Annotated in this window: 19 protein-coding genes and 2 riboswitches; of the genes, 11 read left to right on the forward strand and 8 right to left on the reverse strand. The window is 48.0% G+C overall.

Annotated elements, in window-relative coordinates:
* Positions 1–60: 60 nt before the first annotated feature.
* Complete coding sequence (locus tag GNP95_RS24850; RefSeq protein ID WP_155613500.1) at positions 61–729, forward strand: DNA-3-methyladenine glycosylase; 669 nt, start codon at positions 61–63, stop codon at positions 727–729.
* 263 nt (positions 730–992) lie between these two features.
* Positions 993–1,376 carry an ArsR/SmtB family transcription factor gene (locus tag GNP95_RS24855; RefSeq protein ID WP_155613501.1) on the forward strand — a complete coding sequence of 128 codons (384 nt, stop codon included), beginning with the start codon at positions 993–995 and terminating at the stop codon, positions 1,374–1,376.
* Positions 1,377–1,610: 234 nt separating this feature from the next.
* Here GNP95_RS24855 and GNP95_RS24860 read toward each other — a convergent pair whose 3' ends face one another.
* Positions 1,611–2,144, reverse strand: a complete 534-nt coding sequence (locus GNP95_RS24860) for a YwhD family protein (RefSeq protein ID WP_155613502.1) — start codon at positions 2,142–2,144, stop codon at positions 1,611–1,613.
* Between the two features lie 197 nt (positions 2,145–2,341).
* On the opposite strand from GNP95_RS24860, the gene GNP95_RS24865 reads away from it, so the two are divergent.
* The 6 genes from GNP95_RS24865 (at position 2,342) to GNP95_RS24890 (ending at position 8,407) form a co-directional block, all read left to right on the forward strand.
* The gene (locus tag GNP95_RS24865; RefSeq protein WP_155613503.1) at positions 2,342–4,327 is read left to right on the forward strand and encodes a M1 family metallopeptidase; all 1,986 of its coding nucleotides are present in this window, start codon (positions 2,342–2,344) and stop codon (positions 4,325–4,327) included.
* Positions 4,328–4,466: 139 nt separating this feature from the next.
* On the forward strand, positions 4,467–5,288 hold the full coding sequence (locus GNP95_RS24870) for a hypothetical protein (RefSeq protein ID WP_155613504.1): 822 nt from the start codon (positions 4,467–4,469) through the stop codon (positions 5,286–5,288).
* A gap of 221 nt (positions 5,289–5,509) precedes the next feature.
* A riboswitch (cyclic di-AMP (ydaO/yuaA leader) is annotated at positions 5,510–5,647 on the forward strand.
* A 5-nt stretch (positions 5,648–5,652) separates the two neighbouring features.
* The gene (locus GNP95_RS24875) at positions 5,653–6,144 is read left to right on the forward strand and encodes a C40 family peptidase (protein WP_155613505.1); all 492 of its coding nucleotides are present in this window, start codon (positions 5,653–5,655) and stop codon (positions 6,142–6,144) included.
* Positions 6,145–6,341: 197 nt separating this feature from the next.
* Positions 6,342–6,480: riboswitch (cyclic di-AMP (ydaO/yuaA leader) on the forward strand.
* A gap of 4 nt (positions 6,481–6,484) precedes the next feature.
* A complete protein-coding gene (locus GNP95_RS24880) occupies positions 6,485–6,961 on the forward strand; it encodes a C40 family peptidase (RefSeq protein ID WP_155613506.1) in 477 nt (158 codons plus the stop codon).
* A gap of 343 nt (positions 6,962–7,304) precedes the next feature.
* Positions 7,305–7,802, forward strand: a complete 498-nt coding sequence (locus GNP95_RS24885; RefSeq protein WP_155613507.1) for a GNAT family N-acetyltransferase — start codon at positions 7,305–7,307, stop codon at positions 7,800–7,802.
* A gap of 245 nt (positions 7,803–8,047) precedes the next feature.
* On the forward strand, positions 8,048–8,407 hold the full coding sequence (locus GNP95_RS24890) for a c-type cytochrome (protein WP_155613508.1): 360 nt from the start codon (positions 8,048–8,050) through the stop codon (positions 8,405–8,407).
* An 81-nt stretch (positions 8,408–8,488) separates the two neighbouring features.
* On the opposite strand, the gene GNP95_RS24895 is transcribed toward GNP95_RS24890, so the two are convergent.
* Both GNP95_RS24895 and GNP95_RS24900 read right to left on the reverse strand, forming a co-directional pair.
* Entirely contained in the window at positions 8,489–8,797 is a 309-nt protein-coding gene (locus GNP95_RS24895) for a 4a-hydroxytetrahydrobiopterin dehydratase (protein WP_155613509.1), read from the reverse strand.
* A 218-nt stretch (positions 8,798–9,015) separates the two neighbouring features.
* Positions 9,016–9,309, reverse strand: coding sequence for a hypothetical protein (locus GNP95_RS24900; RefSeq protein WP_213595491.1), 294 nt, complete (start codon positions 9,307–9,309; stop codon positions 9,016–9,018).
* A 193-nt stretch (positions 9,310–9,502) separates the two neighbouring features.
* On the opposite strand from GNP95_RS24900, the gene motA reads away from it, so the two are divergent.
* A complete protein-coding gene (motA, locus tag GNP95_RS24905) occupies positions 9,503–10,306 on the forward strand; it encodes a flagellar motor stator protein MotA (RefSeq protein ID WP_155613511.1) in 804 nt (267 codons plus the stop codon).
* Positions 10,290–11,078, forward strand: coding sequence for a flagellar motor protein MotB (motB, locus tag GNP95_RS24910; protein ID WP_213595487.1), 789 nt, complete (start codon positions 10,290–10,292; stop codon positions 11,076–11,078). Before motA ends, motB begins: the two co-directional genes overlap by 17 nt.
* A 67-nt stretch (positions 11,079–11,145) precedes the next feature.
* Here motB and rluF read toward each other — a convergent pair whose 3' ends face one another.
* On the reverse strand, positions 11,146–11,850 hold the full coding sequence (gene rluF / locus GNP95_RS24915) for a 23S rRNA pseudouridine(2604) synthase RluF (RefSeq protein ID WP_330163616.1): 705 nt from the start codon (positions 11,848–11,850) through the stop codon (positions 11,146–11,148).
* Positions 11,851–11,920: 70 nt separating this feature from the next.
* On the reverse strand, positions 11,921–13,801 hold the full coding sequence (locus GNP95_RS24920; protein WP_155613512.1) for an ATP-binding protein: 1,881 nt from the start codon (positions 13,799–13,801) through the stop codon (positions 11,921–11,923).
* Between the two features lie 334 nt (positions 13,802–14,135).
* Here GNP95_RS24920 and tadA point away from each other — a divergent pair, with 334 nt between their 5' ends.
* On the forward strand, positions 14,136–14,627 hold the full coding sequence (tadA, locus tag GNP95_RS24925; RefSeq protein ID WP_155613513.1) for a tRNA adenosine(34) deaminase TadA: 492 nt from the start codon (positions 14,136–14,138) through the stop codon (positions 14,625–14,627).
* Positions 14,628–14,724: 97 nt separating this feature from the next.
* Here the strand turns inward: tadA and GNP95_RS24930 are convergent, their stop codons facing one another.
* From GNP95_RS24930 to GNP95_RS24940, 3 genes are all read right to left on the reverse strand, one after another.
* The gene (locus GNP95_RS24930) at positions 14,725–15,753 is read right to left on the reverse strand and encodes a DUF6612 family protein (protein ID WP_230874001.1); all 1,029 of its coding nucleotides are present in this window, start codon (positions 15,751–15,753) and stop codon (positions 14,725–14,727) included.
* A gap of 145 nt (positions 15,754–15,898) precedes the next feature.
* Positions 15,899–16,726, reverse strand: a complete 828-nt coding sequence (locus tag GNP95_RS24935) for a YitT family protein (protein ID WP_155613527.1) — start codon at positions 16,724–16,726, stop codon at positions 15,899–15,901.
* A gap of 337 nt (positions 16,727–17,063) precedes the next feature.
* Positions 17,064–17,216 carry a small acid-soluble spore protein P gene (locus GNP95_RS24940; RefSeq protein ID WP_155613515.1) on the reverse strand — a complete coding sequence of 51 codons (153 nt, stop codon included), beginning with the start codon at positions 17,214–17,216 and terminating at the stop codon, positions 17,064–17,066.
* Positions 17,217–17,586: the final 370 nt, after the last annotated feature.

A 17,586-nucleotide genomic window follows, 5' to 3' on the forward strand; every position in this document is an offset into this window, starting at 1 on the left:
ATCCTCATTCGGCACGCATAGGACGTACGAATGATGTACAGAAAAGGAGATCTCTTAATCATGAGCTTACCGTTTACCCCATACCCGGAAGGTATGACACTGCCTCCTGAATTCTACGACACGACAGCTCTGGAAGCAGCCCCCCGGCTAATCGGACATACGCTCGTCCGCCGAACCGAGGACGGAGATATCCGCTCCCGCATCGTCGAGACGGAAAGCTATGGCGGCATAGAGGATAAGGGAAGCCACGCTCACGGCGGGCGAAGAACCGCTAGAACGCAGATCATGTTCGGCCGAGGCGGAACAGCCTACATTTATCTAATCTATGGAATGTATCATTGCCTGAACGTCGTTACCGGTGCCGTCGATGATCCGCAGGCTGTACTGATCCGGGCTGTTGAGCCCCTGACAGCGGAGGATGAAGCTCTAATGCGTAAATATAGAGGCGCGGCGGCCAGGAAGCCCGTTGTTTTATCCGGAGGTCCAGGCAAGCTGTGCCGCGGACTTCGCATCGATAAATCGCTAAATGGCCAATCTTTGCTCGAGCAGGGCGGCCCGTTATGGATTGAGGCGGGCAGACCGCTGCGGAAGGAGACCATCATGCAGTCGCCGCGTATTAATATCGCGTATGCACAGGAGTATGCTGCTAAGCCATGGCGTTTTTTCCTGCGGGATAATCCTTATGTTCCTCTGCTTGATAAGAACATGAACGTGTTTCAAGAGTTTTAAACAACGGCGACCCAGACTACATGCGTTTGTGCAAAATTTACTTTCTAACGGTTCCTCCAACCCCTGTTCCAAAACAATTCAACTTTTGTTGAAGCATCTGCTGGAGCGCCTACTTGGCGCTTTTTTGCATTTATTTAGTTCAGTGCTCCGTCCGTACATTCAAGCGGACATTTGATTATAATGGGCAGCAGGAGTACAGTATACACAACATTCAAACAAACACTTGAATGTTCTTCTTAAAGAATTTAGGAGGTTCCTTACATATGACAAGTCCGATTCTAGTCCAAGCTGAAGTTCGCGAACAATCCCACCTACACAGCGGCATTACAGATGAACTTCGCAGCAGTCTCAATGAAGATGATATCCTCGGCATGACACAGATGTTCAAGGCGCTGTCCGATCCCAACCGGATGAAGATCGCCTACTTGCTGCAGCAGAGTGAGGAACTATGCGTTCGCGATGTCGCTTTGATTCTGAACAGCTCCGTCGCTACGGCCTCCCATCATTTACGATTATTAAAGCAAATGGACATTACGAAATCACGAAAAGAAGGCAAGAACGTATTCTATTCTCTGAAGGATCATCATATCCAAACGCTGATTACGATGACGCTGGAGCATCAGAAGGAGAAACATTGCCATGGGTAAGTCCCCCACTGTCTAAGGGCTGGATCGGGGCATGCCTTGATTGAAGGGCCTGTCCTGCACCTGTGCCCGCGCTGGCTGCTGACCCTCAGGATCGCGATCATCCGATATAAAGCCGGCATCGTCGCCTTCAGAAATCAAATAAGCACGCGTCCGGCTGAGGATCCCCTCTGAGCTGCGCGTGCTTATTTATATGACAATCTCGATGGATTGCTGTTTTGAATATGGAACTCGCTTCTATTCCGTCTCCAGAGCTGCCTTCAGCTCGTCTGAAGACTTCTCCCACCATTCTTCGTTGGTTTCTATGAGCAGCTTCTTCAGGGCGGCCTTTTCTTCCGTCCCCAGCCCATCCAAAATGACTTTGCGCTTTAGAGCATAGTCCATCTTGTTGACATGATCGGCAAGAATTTTCCATCCGCGGCGCGCTTCCGTATCGATCAGCATTTCGCAGGCAGTCATCCCGCCGTAAAATTGCCCCAGCTCCGGCGTCCGGTCCACGGCTACCCATACGATCCATACTTGGCGTCCGTTAGGAACGTCCTCCTTATTCGTCGAGAACTTGATGCCCTTCTCCACCTTACTCTTGGCATGCATAGCGCCGATATCGATGTAAGCTTCGTTCCCGTCGATGATGACCGGCGACATGCTGTTCAAATCGATGGAGCCTGCGCCGAATCCTTTATGCTTGCTCTTGTCATCGTTACTAATAATATTTAAGGCGAATATCTTCTTGCCCGTCTTCTGTGAAGTATCTTTATCTTTATTATCCATAATTCCCTCCACCTGGCTTGAGCGGTCGCTTGATCAGAACCTGAACAGCGTCCGCCGAAGGCAGTTTCTGCATGTATTCTTTCCTCATAGAGATGCTTGTTCAGCCGACATACACATTAATTTTATTTTAGCTAATAATCTCCCAAATGCAAACATATACATGCTGTAGATGCTTGTCAACAGGAGGTATCCATGGTATGACCCGTCGATCGATAATAATTAGTATGGCTATTCTTACCTTGTGTCTTTTAGGCGGTTCCATCATGTACATGCTTCATGACGACCACACGGACGCCCCCTCATTTGCCCCGCAGCAGGGCAAGACCGCCTCAGTGAAGGCCTCTTCTTCCCCGCAGGAGAGTATACAGCAGCCGACAGCAGAAATACTCAGCAACCGGGTTACAGAATACCATATTGACGTCAAGCTGAACGAACAGGAGCGAACGCTGACCGGCACCCAGACGCTCTCCTGGACCCATCCCGGGGAAAAAACGGTGAACGAGCTCTACTTTCATCTATATCCCAATGCCTTCGCTTCCTCAGAAACTACATTTATGAAGGAATCCGGAGGACGCCTGCGTGGAGATGTTATGCCGAAGGATGGATGGGGTTTCATCGAGCTGACCGATATCCGGACGATGGACGGCATTTCTCTCCTGCATCGGATTCAGTATGTCCAGCCCGATGACGGCAACCCGAGCGACAGGACGCTTGCCAAAGTGCGTCTGCCCATGTCGGTGCAAGGCGGCGAGACCATTACGCTCAAGATGAGTTTCACCGTGAAGCTTCCTAAAGTTTTTGCACGAATGGGCACCGCCGGCGACTTTGTGATGGCTGGACAATGGTTTCCCAAACTGTGCGTATACGAACCTGTCTCAAGAAGGGGAAGAAGCACGGAGGGCTGGAACCTTCACCAGTATCACGGAAATTCGGAGTTCTATTCCGATTTCGGCATTTACAGCGTGAATATCGACGTCCCCAGTGAGTATAAGGTAGCTGCTACAGGATTTCCGACCAAACCTGCAATACAGCGGGGCGAACGCAAAACCGTCCAGTATTACGCGGATGATGTGCATGATTTCGCCTGGGCCGCTTCGCCAAGCTTCATCTACGCCGAGGAGCCGTTCTCTTCGGAGGAGGTGCCAGGGGTGCGGATCAAGCTGTATCTCGATCCAGTCCACAAAGACTTGAAGGATCGTTACTTCTATGCCGCTAAGGTTGCATTATCAAACTTTAGCAAATGGTATGGCAGCTACCCCTACTCCACTTTATCCATCGTTGTCCCCCCGGCTGACGGGAATGGTGCAGGGGGAATGGAGTACCCGACCCTGATTACGGCGTTCGGGGCGACTGGCGACTCCCCTGGCTATGACGAGCTGGAGCGAACGGTCATCCATGAAATCGGGCATCAATTTTTTTATGGAATGGTGGCCAGTAATGAATTTGAAGAAGCCTGGCTGGACGAGGCCTTCACTTCCTATGCCGAAGACCGCCTGATGGAGCAGGAGTTCGGAATCACGACCAGCCTGCCGATTCAAGCCGCATTGATCCACGACCCTAAGCCGTTGACTCAACCTTCCTGGGAATTCGGCACAGCGGATACTTACGCTAGGAATGTCTATCACCGCGGTAAACTCGTTCTTCTGGACATCGAACGGCAGATCGGCAACAAAGCCATGAATCGGGCACTGTCCCTCTATGCGCATAGATATCGGTTCAAGCATCCGACCACGGCGGATTTTCAGCGGGTACTTGAGCAAACGACGGGGCGCTCCTGGAAAAATTATTTCAACCAGTATGTATATAATGGAAAAATGGCGGACTACGCCATAGAAAACATTGATATCTATAAGGCCCAGAAGGACAGCAATACTCTGTATGAGGCCGTCGTAGACATCGCCCGCAGGGGGGGAACCTATGCGAAGGTGCCGATCCTCTTCACCTTCCAAGACGGGCATACTGTACGTAAGGTCCTAGACGGGAAGGAAGAGCGTTCCCAATTGAAATTATCCTATAGGGAACCCCTCGCATGGGCCATGCTCGACCCGGATTACACGCTGGTGCTGGAGAATAAACATATTAATAACTATTTTAAAGCCAGCCTGGACGTGAAGGTCAGCACACGTGCCAATATCACCGTAACGAAGCTGATGGAAATGCTGACCAGCTCATTCCTATGGTAGGCAGCTTACGATGCCAGTTTTGTTCGGAGCCTACTCAGAGCAGTATTGCTCACAAAACTAGGTTCATGCTTACGATGCAAGTTTTGTTCGAGGCTTATTCAGTGCAGTGTTGCTCACAAAACTTTTAGGAGGGAATACCATGCCCTATATTCGCAATGGGTGGAGCAGCGTCAAAAGACAGTTCCCCTCCGTCATCATTCTGTTCCTGTATCAACTGCTGTGGGGAGTATTTCTATATCGGCTGGTCAATACGGCCGTGGTGCAGGTGCTGCACCGCTACCCTGACCCTCCTCCCCACGATCTAAGCCGGCTTCTTTTTGTCATCGAGGGGCAGAATAGATTTTGGCAAATTCCCGAGGTTCATCATTACTTATGGATGGTCATCGGCATGGTTTTGCTTCGCCTGCTGCTCACTCCTCTTGTTCAAGCGGGAATCTTGTATGGGCTGCTTCCTGGGGAGGAACGGGCGCCTGGCCTTCCGCTTTTCCGGGGCATGCAGAAATTTTGGAAGCCTGTGACGCTGTTCTACTTCATAGAGCTAGTATTGATTCTAATTCCTACGCTGTGGCTCTTGCCCAAAGCTTACACATCCCTGTCTCCCATTCTCCAGGGAAGCAGCCACATATCAGCTGCCGTCATCGCTATGGCTTATGTAGTCGGCTGGCTCTGCTATAGCTGGTTCATCCGCCAGACGGTGCTGTTCCTGCAATTCGGCTACTTATTTAGAGGCAATGCCTGGCCGTCCCTGCTCCTTTGCTGGAGGCATCTGCTTCCCGGACTTGGCATCTCCTTTATTCTCGCAGCCTCTTGCTCTATCATATTTATCTTATTCGGTACAGTATCCTGGATCTGGACGGGTCTGCTGGCCCTTATTTTGCAGCAAGCATATCCATTCTTCCGCAGCGTTTTCAAAATATGGAAAATATCCTCGCAATATTGTCTATGGCAACAAAAAAGTTAAAATTTCTTCATCTTCTCTCCTCCCTAGAGCCACAAGGCTTCCGCGCAATCGCGGGGGCCTTATTCTATGCTTGCTATATAATTCTCGCAATTTAACCATTGCCAAATGATCCCTGCCTTGTTACAATAACAACAGTACTTTTTAAGTAACAGATTTGTAATCATTTCTGTCATAATTCACAAAGATGCTTGACAGCATTGTCGAATAAGCTACAAAGGGTGTTAAAATCACAGCCGAATTCCCGTCACCGGGGAAACGGGGGAACCACTTTGGGTGAATTGATCTCGCTTCAGAGGGATCATAGGGGACCTTCAACCCGAATCCTTAAGCTAACCTCGTAGGCATTGGAAGGAGCATAACTTCTTTGAAGAAAAAGTTGGCTGTAGCTGCTGTAAGTTTGTCCATCCTGTTCACCTTAGGGGCTGGCAGCGCTTTCGCAGACTCTAAACTGGATTCAACCATCGAGTCCGCACTAGGCACGAAATATGTATCTGGCGGTACGAGCACCGATGGCTTTGATTGTTCCGGATTTACCTCTTACGTTTTCAAGAGCCTTGATATTAAGCTGCCTCGTACATCAGCATCCCAATACAATATGGGAACAGCTGTCAAGAAGGATGAGCTGAAGGCTGGAGATCTCGTATTCTTCAACACTTCCGGTAATGGAATATCCCACGTTGGTGTTATGGTTGATGGCGAGAGCTTCGCTCACGCTTCAACGAAGAAAGGCGTAATCATCAGCAAATTAAGCGAAGATTATTATGTCAAACGTTATGTCGGTGCCAAACGCATCCTAAGTACAGACAAGTACGAAGAGGTTGCAGTTGATGGCCACGATCATGACGATGTAGAATAATACGTCCAGAAAACCTGTAACGGTTCTTGCCGAACCCACCTACAGGTTTTTTTATTCTTAAATGGCGCAGGATAACTTTACCAACACACTGCAGCAGAGCCTTTCTTGCAAAAGATGGCCGTTTTTGTTAGAATAACCAAAGTGATAAGTTACAATCTTGTCATTATTGTTGCAAGTCGTTTCGTTTCGGGTGCATACAACTTGATAAGCCGAATTCCCGGCACCCGGGAGACGGGGGAACCATTTATGGGTGAATTGATCTCGCTACATAAGAGATGATAGGGAACCTTCAACCGAATCCTTAAGCTAACCTCGCAGGCCTTGGAAGGAGCACAACATCTTGAGAAAGACTTTGACAGCAGCGGCGACGAGCTTGGCTATTCTTCTTACGATGGGGACAGCAAGCGCATACGCCGACTCGGACACGACATTGAACAAAGCGGTTAATGCCGTCTACGGAACACCTTACAAGCTCGGAGGAACGACCGCAAAAGGTTTTGATTGCTCCGGATTTACAAGCTACGTCTTTAAGAAAATGGGTGTTAAACTAGCCCGCGTCTCGGCGGCGCAGTACAAACAGGGCACACCTGTTGCAAAGGACCAGCTCCAGGAAGGAGATCTCGTATTCTTTAATACCACCGGCAAAGGAGTATCTCACGTCGGTATTTATATCGGCGATGGAAAGTTCGCTCATGCCTCTTCTTCTAAAGGAATCCGCACTGACAAATTAAGCAACAGCTACTACAAGAAACGTTACGTCGGAGCGAAGCGGATCCTCAGCAAATACGGCTATGCTACCCATGCCGCTCAATCCTAATCACTCAACCGGATTTATGTCTACTGCTTTTACTTCATCGCCGCGACAATTCCTGCCAGAATTGTGGCGGCTTTTTGTTTGGAATTCCATCGGTCTACCTTAATAACGAAGAGCTAGGAAAAAAGGTTGCAGTCATCCGCGCCATAGGTACTATTTTTTTGACGCCTTGCTAAACCGTTTACACTATAAATGGATGACCCTTCCTCATAATTCCCTTGACCATCAAAAATCTCTTGGCTAGAGCCTTTACAATAAAATAAAATCCCGTTACAGTGATGGTAAAACGTTCGCGCCGGCGAAGTTCCATGGCACGGCATTTCCCATTTGTACAAGGAGGCGCAAGATGGATAAACGAGATATTCAGTTTCAGATCGTTCCTATGGAAGAGCATCATGGGGAAGCAATCAGTACTTGGCGCTACGATTCTCCCTATGATATCTATAGCTGGCTGCCTTGGGAACAAATGAAGGCTCTTGATGTTGAATTCGGCAATCCGGTCTTACGGGCAGAGCAGTATGTATCCGTTCTGGACGAGGAAGGAAATTTGGCCGGTTTCGCCCAGTATTTTCCCATGGAGAATGTCACCAGGCTCGGAATCGGAATGCGGCCCGATTTATGCGGCCAAGGTTTGGGTAAGTCGTTTGTATTAACGATCGTTAAAGAGGCGCAGCGACGCGCACCGTCCAACGTCATCGATCTTGAAGTGCTCACCTGGAATACGCGCGCCATCCGCGCTTATCAGAAATCGGGGTTCGTTATTACCGATCTGTACGAGAAAATGACTCCAGGAGCAATATCCAAGCCGTATTATTGTATGGTATATCGGGGTGAGCGTTTATAGCATGGTCTACAAAGCGTCTGAGGACGCCTTTAAGACGGTCTCAGGCATAGATATGCCCATCTTACAGTCTCCTCCGAAAGACGCCATATGGCTTGATTCTGGCGCGCTGTGAGGATGCTCATAATATATTGTGAATTTTGGGCTATTATACGTGGAATTCGTTGCTTTTTTTGTCACAAATGCTATGATCAAAGGGCATGTTCCGTTATAATAATAAGGTAGCTTACATAGGAGGGACGATTTGAATGCAAAAGTGGGTTATGAGCGGGCTATTCTTTGTCGCGTGTGCACTAGCCCTGGTGCTTATTTTTACTCTGCCCGGCAAAGATCAGGTGGCGCAAGAAAATAAGACGCAAATGCCTGAAGTCACTTTAAACGCAGAGCAAGCGGAAGCCGTCATCAAAGCAAACTGCATCAGCTGTCACGGGGATCAACTGGAAGGCTTGGCTGGGCCGAATTTGCAGCATATTGGGGCCACCTTGTCAACCGAGCAGCTTTATAAGATTATTGCGAAGGGTAAAGGCTCTATGATGCCTGGCTTCAAAGATAAGCTGCAGGATGAGGAAATTGCGAACGTCGCGCTCTGGCTTGCCGAGAAGAAATAATGAGCATATTACAAATACGCCCACTAGGAAACGAAGCGTTCCCGGTGGGCGTGTCTCGTATTTAATCCATTACTATCACAGCTATAAGCTTTTTTCGGGTGAATTCATTTTCTCGTATGCTTCATTGTATTGCTCGGCTTCCTTAATATCTATGGCCGTGATTCCACCTGCTTCCCATGATGTCAAACGAAGCGTAACCGTTTTGTAATCGATCGTAATAAAAGGATGGTGGTTAAAGGCCTCTGAGATCGCCGCGACCTCGTCCACAAAGGCTATGCCCTTCATATACTCGGAGAAGGTAAATTTGCGAACGATCCAGCGTCCCTCCTCTAGCTCCCATCCCTCCAACTTTTCCAAATGCGCCTCAACTTCTTGTGGTGTAAACGGCATGTTTTTTTCCTCCCTGTTCTTTTTCAAGAACTTCCAAGACTATGTAGTACTCCCTGTACCTTTAATGCACACGGCTTTATAGGTAGTTATTAATTCTACTTTTGGATTATTGTTATTCTTCTCAGGCCATATTCATGCCTAAAGCCAAGAGATGATTGGCTGTCCCTAACTTCATATTTTACCACGCTCCAAGGCGCATGCAAAATTATTTAATTCTGCTAAACCAGCTTCACTGATGTCAGCTCCTCTTCGCCGATCAATACGTTAATGCGATGTGCCTCCGGGTCATAAATAACAACCGCGCTGCCCACAGTGATCACCGGCTCGGAGCCAAGTCCGAAGAACAAGTCCTCAGCCAGCGCCTCCAGCACCTCATGCTTCTCTTCCTTGGATAGCCCTTCCCATTCTGCAGGCTCCATCTCAAAAAAAACATAGCAATCCGGAATACGGCCAACTGCCTCCGTAAATTCCGCCAAAATATATTCATATTCCCTTCCGTGCTTTACTCCCACGGGCGATTCGCTCCCTTCACGATCTCCTAAATAAGCCATTGTCTTATTATAAACGAAATTACCACTTAAAAAAAAAAGGATTTCTGTCGATAAAAAAGATAACCGTTTATTTTATTGGATGGTTTCTGTCTTTTCGCAAGGATGCTTAAGGACGAAAGCACGGTTTCAATTTATCTCAAGGACGAGGTGTATAATGGAAATTTCATCACTCATCGGTATTATTCTCGGTTTAGTCGCCGTAGTTCTGGGGATGTTCCTTAAAGGAGCTCCAATCGTCAACTTGGTTAACAACCCGGCGGCGTACGTCATTATCTTGGTAGGAACCGCAGCGAGCCTGTTCATAGGCTTCCCTTCCTCGGAATTGAAGAAGATTCCAAAGTTGTTCAAGAAATTATTCGTCAAGCAAAGAATGATCAGCAAGGCAGAGCTCATCTCGCTCTTTATGGAATGGGCTACCGTTACCCGCCGCGAGGGGCTCCTGGCGCTCGAATCCAAGGTCGAGGAAATTGACGACGATTTCCTGCGCAACGGTATGCGCATGATCATTGACGGCAATGACCAGGAGTTTGTCAGCGATGTACTTGCTGAAGATATTGCAGCGACCGAAGAACGGCATCGGGCAGGTGCGCTCATCTTCTCCCAAGCCGGGATGTATGCTCCGACCCTCGGGGTATTAGGAGCTGTAATCGGGCTGATCGCTGCCCTTGCAGATATGTCCGATATGGACTCATTGGCCCATGCGATCGCAGCCGCCTTCGTAGCGACCCTGCTCGGTATATTTACCGGTTATGTGCTATGGCACCCTATTGCGAATAAGCTGAAGCGCCTTTCGAAGCAAGAAATCGAAATCCGCCTGATGATGGTGGAAGGACTGCTGTCCATCCAATCTGGTGTCTCAACGATTGCCATCCAACAAAAGCTGGCTGTATTTCTGACTCCATCGGAGCGCGCCGGTCTATTAGACAAGGTAGGTGATTCCGGTGAGCAAAAAGACTAGGCATGAGCCTCACGAGGAACATGCTGACGAATCCTGGCTAATTCCTTATGCTGACCTAATGACGCTCCTGCTGGCCCTATTTATTGTCCTCTATGGCATGAGCTCTACGGATGCCAAGAAATTCGAGGAAATGAGCCAAGCGTTCAGCAGCGTCCTTACCGGCGGAATTGGCGTGCTTGATCAGAATGCCTTCGAAAGCAACACCAAGACGAACCCGATAGCTAAAGACTCATCCGAAGGCTTGATGAAGAAAAATGAGCTTATGCGCAAAGAGCAAGCGAACCTGGAAGCGCTCAAGAAGCGTCTGGACAATTACATTAAAGAAAACGGGCTCACAACACAGCTCGATACACAGCTCAATCATTCACGCCTTATGATTACGATTAGCGACAACGCCTTGTTCGCGTCCGGCGATGCTGAAGTGAAGCCGGAAGCCCGGAAACTCGCCAAAGCCATCTCCACGATGCTGGAGCAGTTCCCGGACTACGAGGTCGTTGTATCTGGACATACAGACAACATACCGATTTCGACGAGCGAGTTCCCGTCGAACTGGGACTTGAGTTCAGGCCGCGCCCTGAACTTCATGAAAATTCTGCTGCTTAATGACAAGCTCAATCCGAAGATGTTCAGCTCAACTGGTCAAGGGGAATACCACCCTGTCGCCTCGAACAAAACAAGCGAAGGACGTGCCAAGAACCGCCGAGTTGAAGTATCGATTATCCGGAAATACCAAGAAGAATCGAAAACAGGCATCCCGGCGATTAACAAATAACCGCTTGCCAAGCTGATGAACACTCAGGCCCCATTAGAGGCCTGAGTGTTTTGTTATGAACAGCTTCTTATTTCAAGTCATAGTTCAGCGCGGCCCCGAGCTCCTGCTTCTCTTGCGGTGTCAAATCACGCCATGTCCCGATCGGCTGGTTCCCCAAATGAATATTCATAATCCGAATACGCTGCAGCTTCCGCACTTCATAACCGAGCGCACTACACATCCGGCGGATTTGCCGGTTCTTCCCCTCAGTCAGAATAATGCGGAATACCCGTTCCGTCATTCGAGTGATTTCGCACGGCCTAGTCTTCGTGCCGAGAATCCGCACCCCTTCGCTCATTGCTTTCACGAAAGATGGGGTGATGGCTCTATCTACTGTAACGATATACTCCTTCTCATGCCGCCCCTCGGAGCGCAAGATTTTATTCACAATATCCCCATCACTGGTCAACAATATTAATCCTTCAGAGTCTTTATCTAGACGCCCGATGGGAAATATCCGCTCCTCATGCCCTACGAAGTCCACAATATTCCCTTGGATATGCTGCTCCGTCGTACTCGTGATCCCGACCGGTTTATTAAGGGCAATATACACATGTTTCGATGACTTCAGCGTCAGCGGCTTCCCGTTAATCCTTACGTCGTCTCCTTTCTCGGCCTGGCTGCCGAGCTCAGCGGGCTTCCCGTTAATCGTAACTTGACCGGACTCTACCAGCTTGTCTGCTTCCCGCCGGGAACAGTATCCCGTCTCACTAATGAACTTGTTGATTCTCACCTTCGTTGTCACCCCGTATGCGATCTCTGATCTCTTGATAGAACTTCATGTCTCAATAGCCCTGAAAATACTATGCATCCTGTGGGAGCTCTTCCTTGCCGTGCCTTCGCGGCAAAGTAATCGTGACGACAGTTCCTTTGCCGACCTCGCTCTCAATTTGAAAGCAGCCCTTATGGGATTCGATGATTCTCTGACTGATCATCAGGCCAAGCCCCGTTCCCTTCTCCTTATTCGTATAGAAAGGCTCTCCAAGCTTCTGCATCCGTTCCTCAGGGATGCCCTCGCCTTCGTCTATTACTCGAATGACAGCGAGATCCGGCTCATCGGGATAGAGCATTAACGTAATTTTTCCTCCGGACGGCATGGCTTCCATGGCATTTTTCAGAACATTGATGAATACCTGCTTTAATTGGTTCTCTTCACAGTGTACCAGAATCGCTTCCGACGAGAAATGAACACTAAATTCAACGTTATGTAAGTGAGCCTCACTATCCAGCAAGGAAACGACGTCACCGAGAGTATAGCGCACATCCTTGGTTTGGTAGTTTACGGCCTGCGGCTTGGCTAAAATCAAAAACTCACTCACGATCAGATTGATTCGATCCAGCTCGGACAACATAATGTCCGTATGGAGCGGGTTGATCGTTTTGGAGTGCTGCTGCATCTGCAGGAATCCCCGAAGCGTTGTTAGCGGATTACGGATCTCATGAGCTACGCCAGCGGCTAATTGCCCTACCGTGGTAAGCTTCTCTGACCTCCGCAGCAGTTCTTCCATCCGGTTATGCTCGGTCATGTCTCTGGAGATGCAAATATAAGCCGATATCCTTCCGAATTTGTCGAAGATTGGAGACTCGCTGATACTGACCTCCACGAGACTCCCATCTCTGCGTTTGCGTACGGTTTCGGACAGAATAACGGATCTGCCCTGTTCCAGCTCCCGCTGCCACTCTTTCCTATCCTGCTCTAAAAATGGCGGAATATAATCCAGCTTCCGATCTACGATCTCCTCGCTCTTCCAGCCGTATAAACATTCAAAAGCCGGGTTCACCCGCAGGATTCTTCCCTCCAGATCAATCAAGTGTATCGCATCAGCAGTCTGGCTAATTATGGACTCCAGGTATTCATTCATAGAGCGGATTTCTTCATTTTTCTGCTCCAGCTCTGCTGTGTAATGGCCAAGACTAACCGCCATAGTATTGATTTTCTGACCAAGCAATCCAAGCTCATCCCGGCGATTTACCCGCATCCTCGTTTCAAATTTCCCCGATGAGAGCTGGTTGACCTTAATCAGAATATCCTGAATCGGCCGAATAATTTCACCCGCCAGAATATAACTTGCAAATATGACGATTTGCAACAGCACTAGGGAGATCGTAACCTGGCTGAACATCTGCTTGGAAATAACCGATGAGATAGGCTCATAGCTGGACACGATCCGGATCACGTACGGCCCTTTATTTACAGGTGAAATGGGGACAAAACTCTCCAGCACTCTTTCCCCGTTGATCGTGGTGTCATGAAGTAGGCTCTCCCCCTTACGGATGACCTCCCTGATCGCCGTTTGATCCATCCTGTCATTTACATAGCTATAAGTCCCAAATAACAGCTTGTCGCCGCCTCGGAAGGTCTCGGGATCCATGCCTGTTATCTCAAGCAGGTGCTCGTTAGAACGTAAAGTCTCCTGAGTAATTCGTTCTGGACTAGTCATTTGAAGCATGCCTTCCGCCATGACGCGACTGATATTCCCCTGATTGTGCCTTTTGATGTACTCATTGACGGAGCGACTCTGTTCGACAGCCAGGGCGATCTGACGGGCGGTGACCATCATGTTGGCCTCGCTCAAATTCCTTAAGTTATCCCGGGTTGAGAAGTAACTTAAAGCAATATTTAAAGAAAGCAGAATTAATGCGAAAAACGACATGATCAGAGACAGCTTTGTTTTTATTGACAAACTTCCCCCCACCCTTTTGAACCGTTTGGTGATTTTTGGAATTAATCTATTTCTATCATCATAACTGTAACGACATGTTTTGCAAAGACGTTGATATTCCCACTCTCTTTCCCTACAATAAGTAAAAATACCTATAAATCAGCCTAATTTGACTGAGTTCAAAAAGTTATGCACAAGTTATGAACATATCAACAGATATAAAGTCCTTGTTGTGTATAATAGTGGGGATAAATCTGTGGTTATACACAGACTTACCCACAACATGTTAACAACGAATATTTGTTCGTTGGACAGGTCTTTTTTCTCATTATTTTGAAGGAGTTGACCGTATCCCATGGATTCATCCTATCCTGTTACCCCGCCTGCCTCTACTTATTCCGATGAACATTGGATGCAGGAAGCGATTAAAGAGGCACGCAAGGCCGAAGCGATTGGGGAGGTCCCCATTGGCGCTGTGATCGTGCTTGGCGATGAAATTGTCGGAAGGGGACACAACCTGCGCGAAAGTATCCGTGATGGCACGGCACATGCCGAAATGATCGCCATACGGGAAGCGAGCCAGACCTTGGACGCTTGGCGCCTGCTGCATTGCCGGCTTTACGTGACATTAGAGCCCTGTCCGATGTGTTCGGGGGCCATCGTGCAATGCCGTATTCCCCGCGTCATCTACGGGGCTGCTGACCCCAAGGCGGGATGCGCAGGAACGCTTATGAATTTACTCCAGGAGCCCCGTTTTAATCATCGTACCGAAGTAACCCCGGGGATATTGCGGGAGGAATGCGCTTCTTTGCTTACGGAGTTTTTTCGGCGGTTGCGCAGGAAGTAAAACCATCCATAAAAAAGAAGGGCGCCTCAGGGTCTATGCAGACCTTGGAGACGCCCTCTTTGTTGTGCATGTTCGAACTGTTTTGCTTATTTGGCTCTTAGTAACCTAGAGCATTCATTTCTTGCAGGAATTCATCCATTGTCATGACATCCGTAGGGATACCGATGCTGAATGTCGGCTTTTGGTTAATGCTCGTAAATTGGCTCTTCATTTGCAAGGCCAACTGGATTTTGTCCTTCGTATCCGGATCACTGAAAGCCATATCCATGTTCATCTCTTGGTAAGAAGGATAATTGTCTTTATCGATGGCCGTGTTCATATTGAACTGGTTAATTGTCAAATATCGCTGCATTTCGTCCAAAGTTGTCTGGAGTTCGTTTTGATCCATTTCTTCTAGACCCTTCTTCGCTTCCTCGATATCCTCCGGCGTTAACTGCATCATGGCGCGGTATTCATCCTTAGCGATAATATCCAGTACCTTCGGCAGCGCCTCTTGCAGCAAAATGCTGATTGCTTCCTTGGCCGTATCATTCGTTACATAGAATTGAACAACCTGCTTCGCCTTAAAGCCTTCCGGAAGCTCGATGTCTTTCGGGTCAATATCCTTGATAAATTTCTCATTCTCATACTCAGATAGAATTACATTCGCGATTTCCGCCACAAATTTTTGCGTTTTTTCGGTGTCGAGCAAATCCGGGTCAAACTCTTCCCCGCTGTACTCCGCCAATTCCTTCAGATCAAGCTCAAGGAATTTACCAACGGCTTTCTCCGGCAGAGGAAGGAATGGAATGCTTGGTATTTTAACATAAATCTTGTCCTTGGTCGTTACGAATTGCAACGTAATTGTCGTTGAGAAATCGCCTGTCAGCTTCACTTCCAGCGAAGCTTCCGACTGCATCGGCTCTTTCTGGTACACCTGAGTTAAGTTAATCTCAGCGTCCTTCAGCATAGAAAAAACTACACCCATCTCGGGAGACGATTCCCCCTCGAGCTTAAGGTCGGTAATTTTGATCTGGCTCTCAGAGGCATAGGAGTCCATGTTGAGCGCAGTTACTGCCGCGCTTTTCAGCGCTTCCTTCGGCTCCTTCTTTGCGCCGCACCCGGTTAGAACCAGTGTCACAGACATAAGTAAAATAAGGACTGACATAAAAAACTTTCTTGACATACTAATTTCTCTCCCCTTCAAAGATGACAATACATAATATTTTTGCTAAACCACTTACTATATTAACCATAATTGCGAAGGATTGAAACATAAATTATGAAAAATCTTAATGAATCGCCTTTTTCTTAAAACGTCCACCCTTCACATCATGGATATTTCCCACTGCCAGAAAAGCATTTTCGTCAAAATGGTTCACGATATCCTTAAGCTTGGCTTCCTCTAATCGGGTAATGACGCAAAATATTACCTTCTTTGGGTCGCCTGAAAAACCGCCTTCCCCGGATAGGTAGGTTACTCCCCGTCCTAAACGACTCAAAATCGCCTCGCCAATCTCATCAATCTGGTCGCTAATGATCCACACTGATTTGGATTCGTTTAAACCATCCACAACGATATCTATAGTCTTAAAAGCAATATAATACGCCAGAAGCGAGAATAGTGCCCTCTCCCAAGTAAATACGAAGCCTGCTGAGAGCAGAATGAAGAAGTTCATGAACATGATAACTTCCCCCACCGAAAACGGCGTCTTGCGTGACACCAGGATCGCCACGATCTCCGTGCCATCGAGAGATCCTCCAAAGCGAATAACCAAGCCGGTCCCGAGTCCAAGCAAAATGCCGCCAAACACGAATGCCAGCAAAGTATCCTTCACAAAAGGCTCCACCGGATGCAATACCGCCGTACCTACCGACATGACCGTAATTCCAAGCAAGGTGGAAATTGCGAAAGTTTTGCCAATCTGCTTGTATCCAATAATCAGAAAAGGCAGGTTGAACAGAAACAAGAACATGCCTAAAGGGACACCCGACAAGTAAAAAGACATAATGGAAATGCCCGTAATGCCACCGTCTGTAATTTTATTCGGAACCAGGAACAATTCCAGGGCCACCGATACAATCAATGCGCCGATCACAATAAAAAAGGCTCTGAGCATAATGCTGCCAATTGAACGCTGCTTATGATTACGAATAGATTGAGGTGAAATGGAGACCTGAGGAATAGAACCTGCATTGTCAAATTCCAATACGCATCACTATCCTTTCACTTTGGCTACGAAAAGCTTCTCTTCTATTATGACATTATTTGAACCACATGTCCTGTAATTATTGCAAATTAGAAATAAACCCCTCAGCCTGAGGCTGAAGGGTCGAGATGCGATGATCATGGTCTTTCCGGTTGGATTCAGTTTCAGACCAGATTCAGAATTCAATTTTGCTCTGCTTCGTCCTGGTATCACAGTGTTTCGCAACAGGGAGTTAACTTCATATTGCTTAACCGCCCTGAGGATTGTTATGACTAACGTGATTCCGGTTCTTTACCTTTTTTGAACCCGATAACGGCTCAGGTCCCCCGTTTCCTCGCTCTCGGCCCTGATTGGTGTCGGGCTGGGTTCCCGGTGTGGTATAGGACTTTGGTTTACTCATGTACGCTGCATCCCCTTTGCTTATCGAGCTTGGTTGGTTTCATTTACTCTTAAGGTGTGGGGAACTTGATCTATTTATGCATGGTGATCCTTGGATGACGTCCTTGGGGTGGCTTCCTTGGAATGGACCCTTAGGGTGGCATTTCTAGGCCCAGTACCTGCGTGGCGAAGTGTGTTACTCTTGTGCCTCAAATGTATTCTTGCTCGCTGCGGGGCTTTACGCATTCCATGAGCTTAACTCAAGAGTACAGAGATTGGCTAGGCACCGAAAAGCAAGCGGTCAAACTGGTACCGGACATACACAATTTTCCCCAAGACTGAGTCGTAGCACGAAACTTTTTAACGAACCTAACGATCACTATTGTTTAAAA

It is taken from the genome of Paenibacillus woosongensis, from assembly GCF_009725165.1.
Classification (GTDB): Bacteria; Bacillota; Bacilli; order Paenibacillales; family Paenibacillaceae; genus Fontibacillus; species Fontibacillus woosongensis.

Bases quoted from the DNA above. Each gene is read 5' to 3' on its own strand.
- GNP95_RS24890 (WP_155613508.1), top strand. From the start codon at position 8,048: ATGCAAAAGTGGGTTATGAGCGGGCTATTCTTTGTCGCGTGTGCACTA.
- GNP95_RS24885 (WP_155613507.1), top strand. From the start codon at position 7,305: ATGGATAAACGAGATATTCAGTTTCAGATCGTTCCTATGGAAGAGCAT.
- GNP95_RS24940 (WP_155613515.1), bottom strand. From the start codon at position 17,216: ATGAGTAAACCAAAGTCCTATACCACACCGGGAACCCAGCCCGACACC.
- GNP95_RS24870 (WP_155613504.1), top strand. From the start codon at position 4,467: ATGCCCTATATTCGCAATGGGTGGAGCAGCGTCAAAAGACAGTTCCCC.
- GNP95_RS24850 (WP_155613500.1), top strand. From the start codon at position 61: ATGAGCTTACCGTTTACCCCATACCCGGAAGGTATGACACTGCCTCCT.
- tadA (WP_155613513.1), top strand. From the start codon at position 14,136: ATGGATTCATCCTATCCTGTTACCCCGCCTGCCTCTACTTATTCCGAT.
- GNP95_RS24860 (WP_155613502.1), bottom strand. From the start codon at position 2,144: ATGGATAATAAAGATAAAGATACTTCACAGAAGACGGGCAAGAAGATA.
- GNP95_RS24935 (WP_155613527.1), bottom strand. From the start codon at position 16,726: ATGCTCAGAGCCTTTTTTATTGTGATCGGCGCATTGATTGTATCGGTG.
- motA (WP_155613511.1), top strand. From the start codon at position 9,503: ATGGAAATTTCATCACTCATCGGTATTATTCTCGGTTTAGTCGCCGTA.
- GNP95_RS24855 (WP_155613501.1), top strand. From the start codon at position 993: ATGACAAGTCCGATTCTAGTCCAAGCTGAAGTTCGCGAACAATCCCAC.
- GNP95_RS24865 (WP_155613503.1), top strand. From the start codon at position 2,342: ATGACCCGTCGATCGATAATAATTAGTATGGCTATTCTTACCTTGTGT.
- GNP95_RS24895 (WP_155613509.1), bottom strand. From the start codon at position 8,797: ATGCCGTTTACACCACAAGAAGTTGAGGCGCATTTGGAAAAGTTGGAG.
- GNP95_RS24930 (WP_230874001.1), bottom strand. From the start codon at position 15,753: ATGTCTGTGACACTGGTTCTAACCGGGTGCGGCGCAAAGAAGGAGCCG.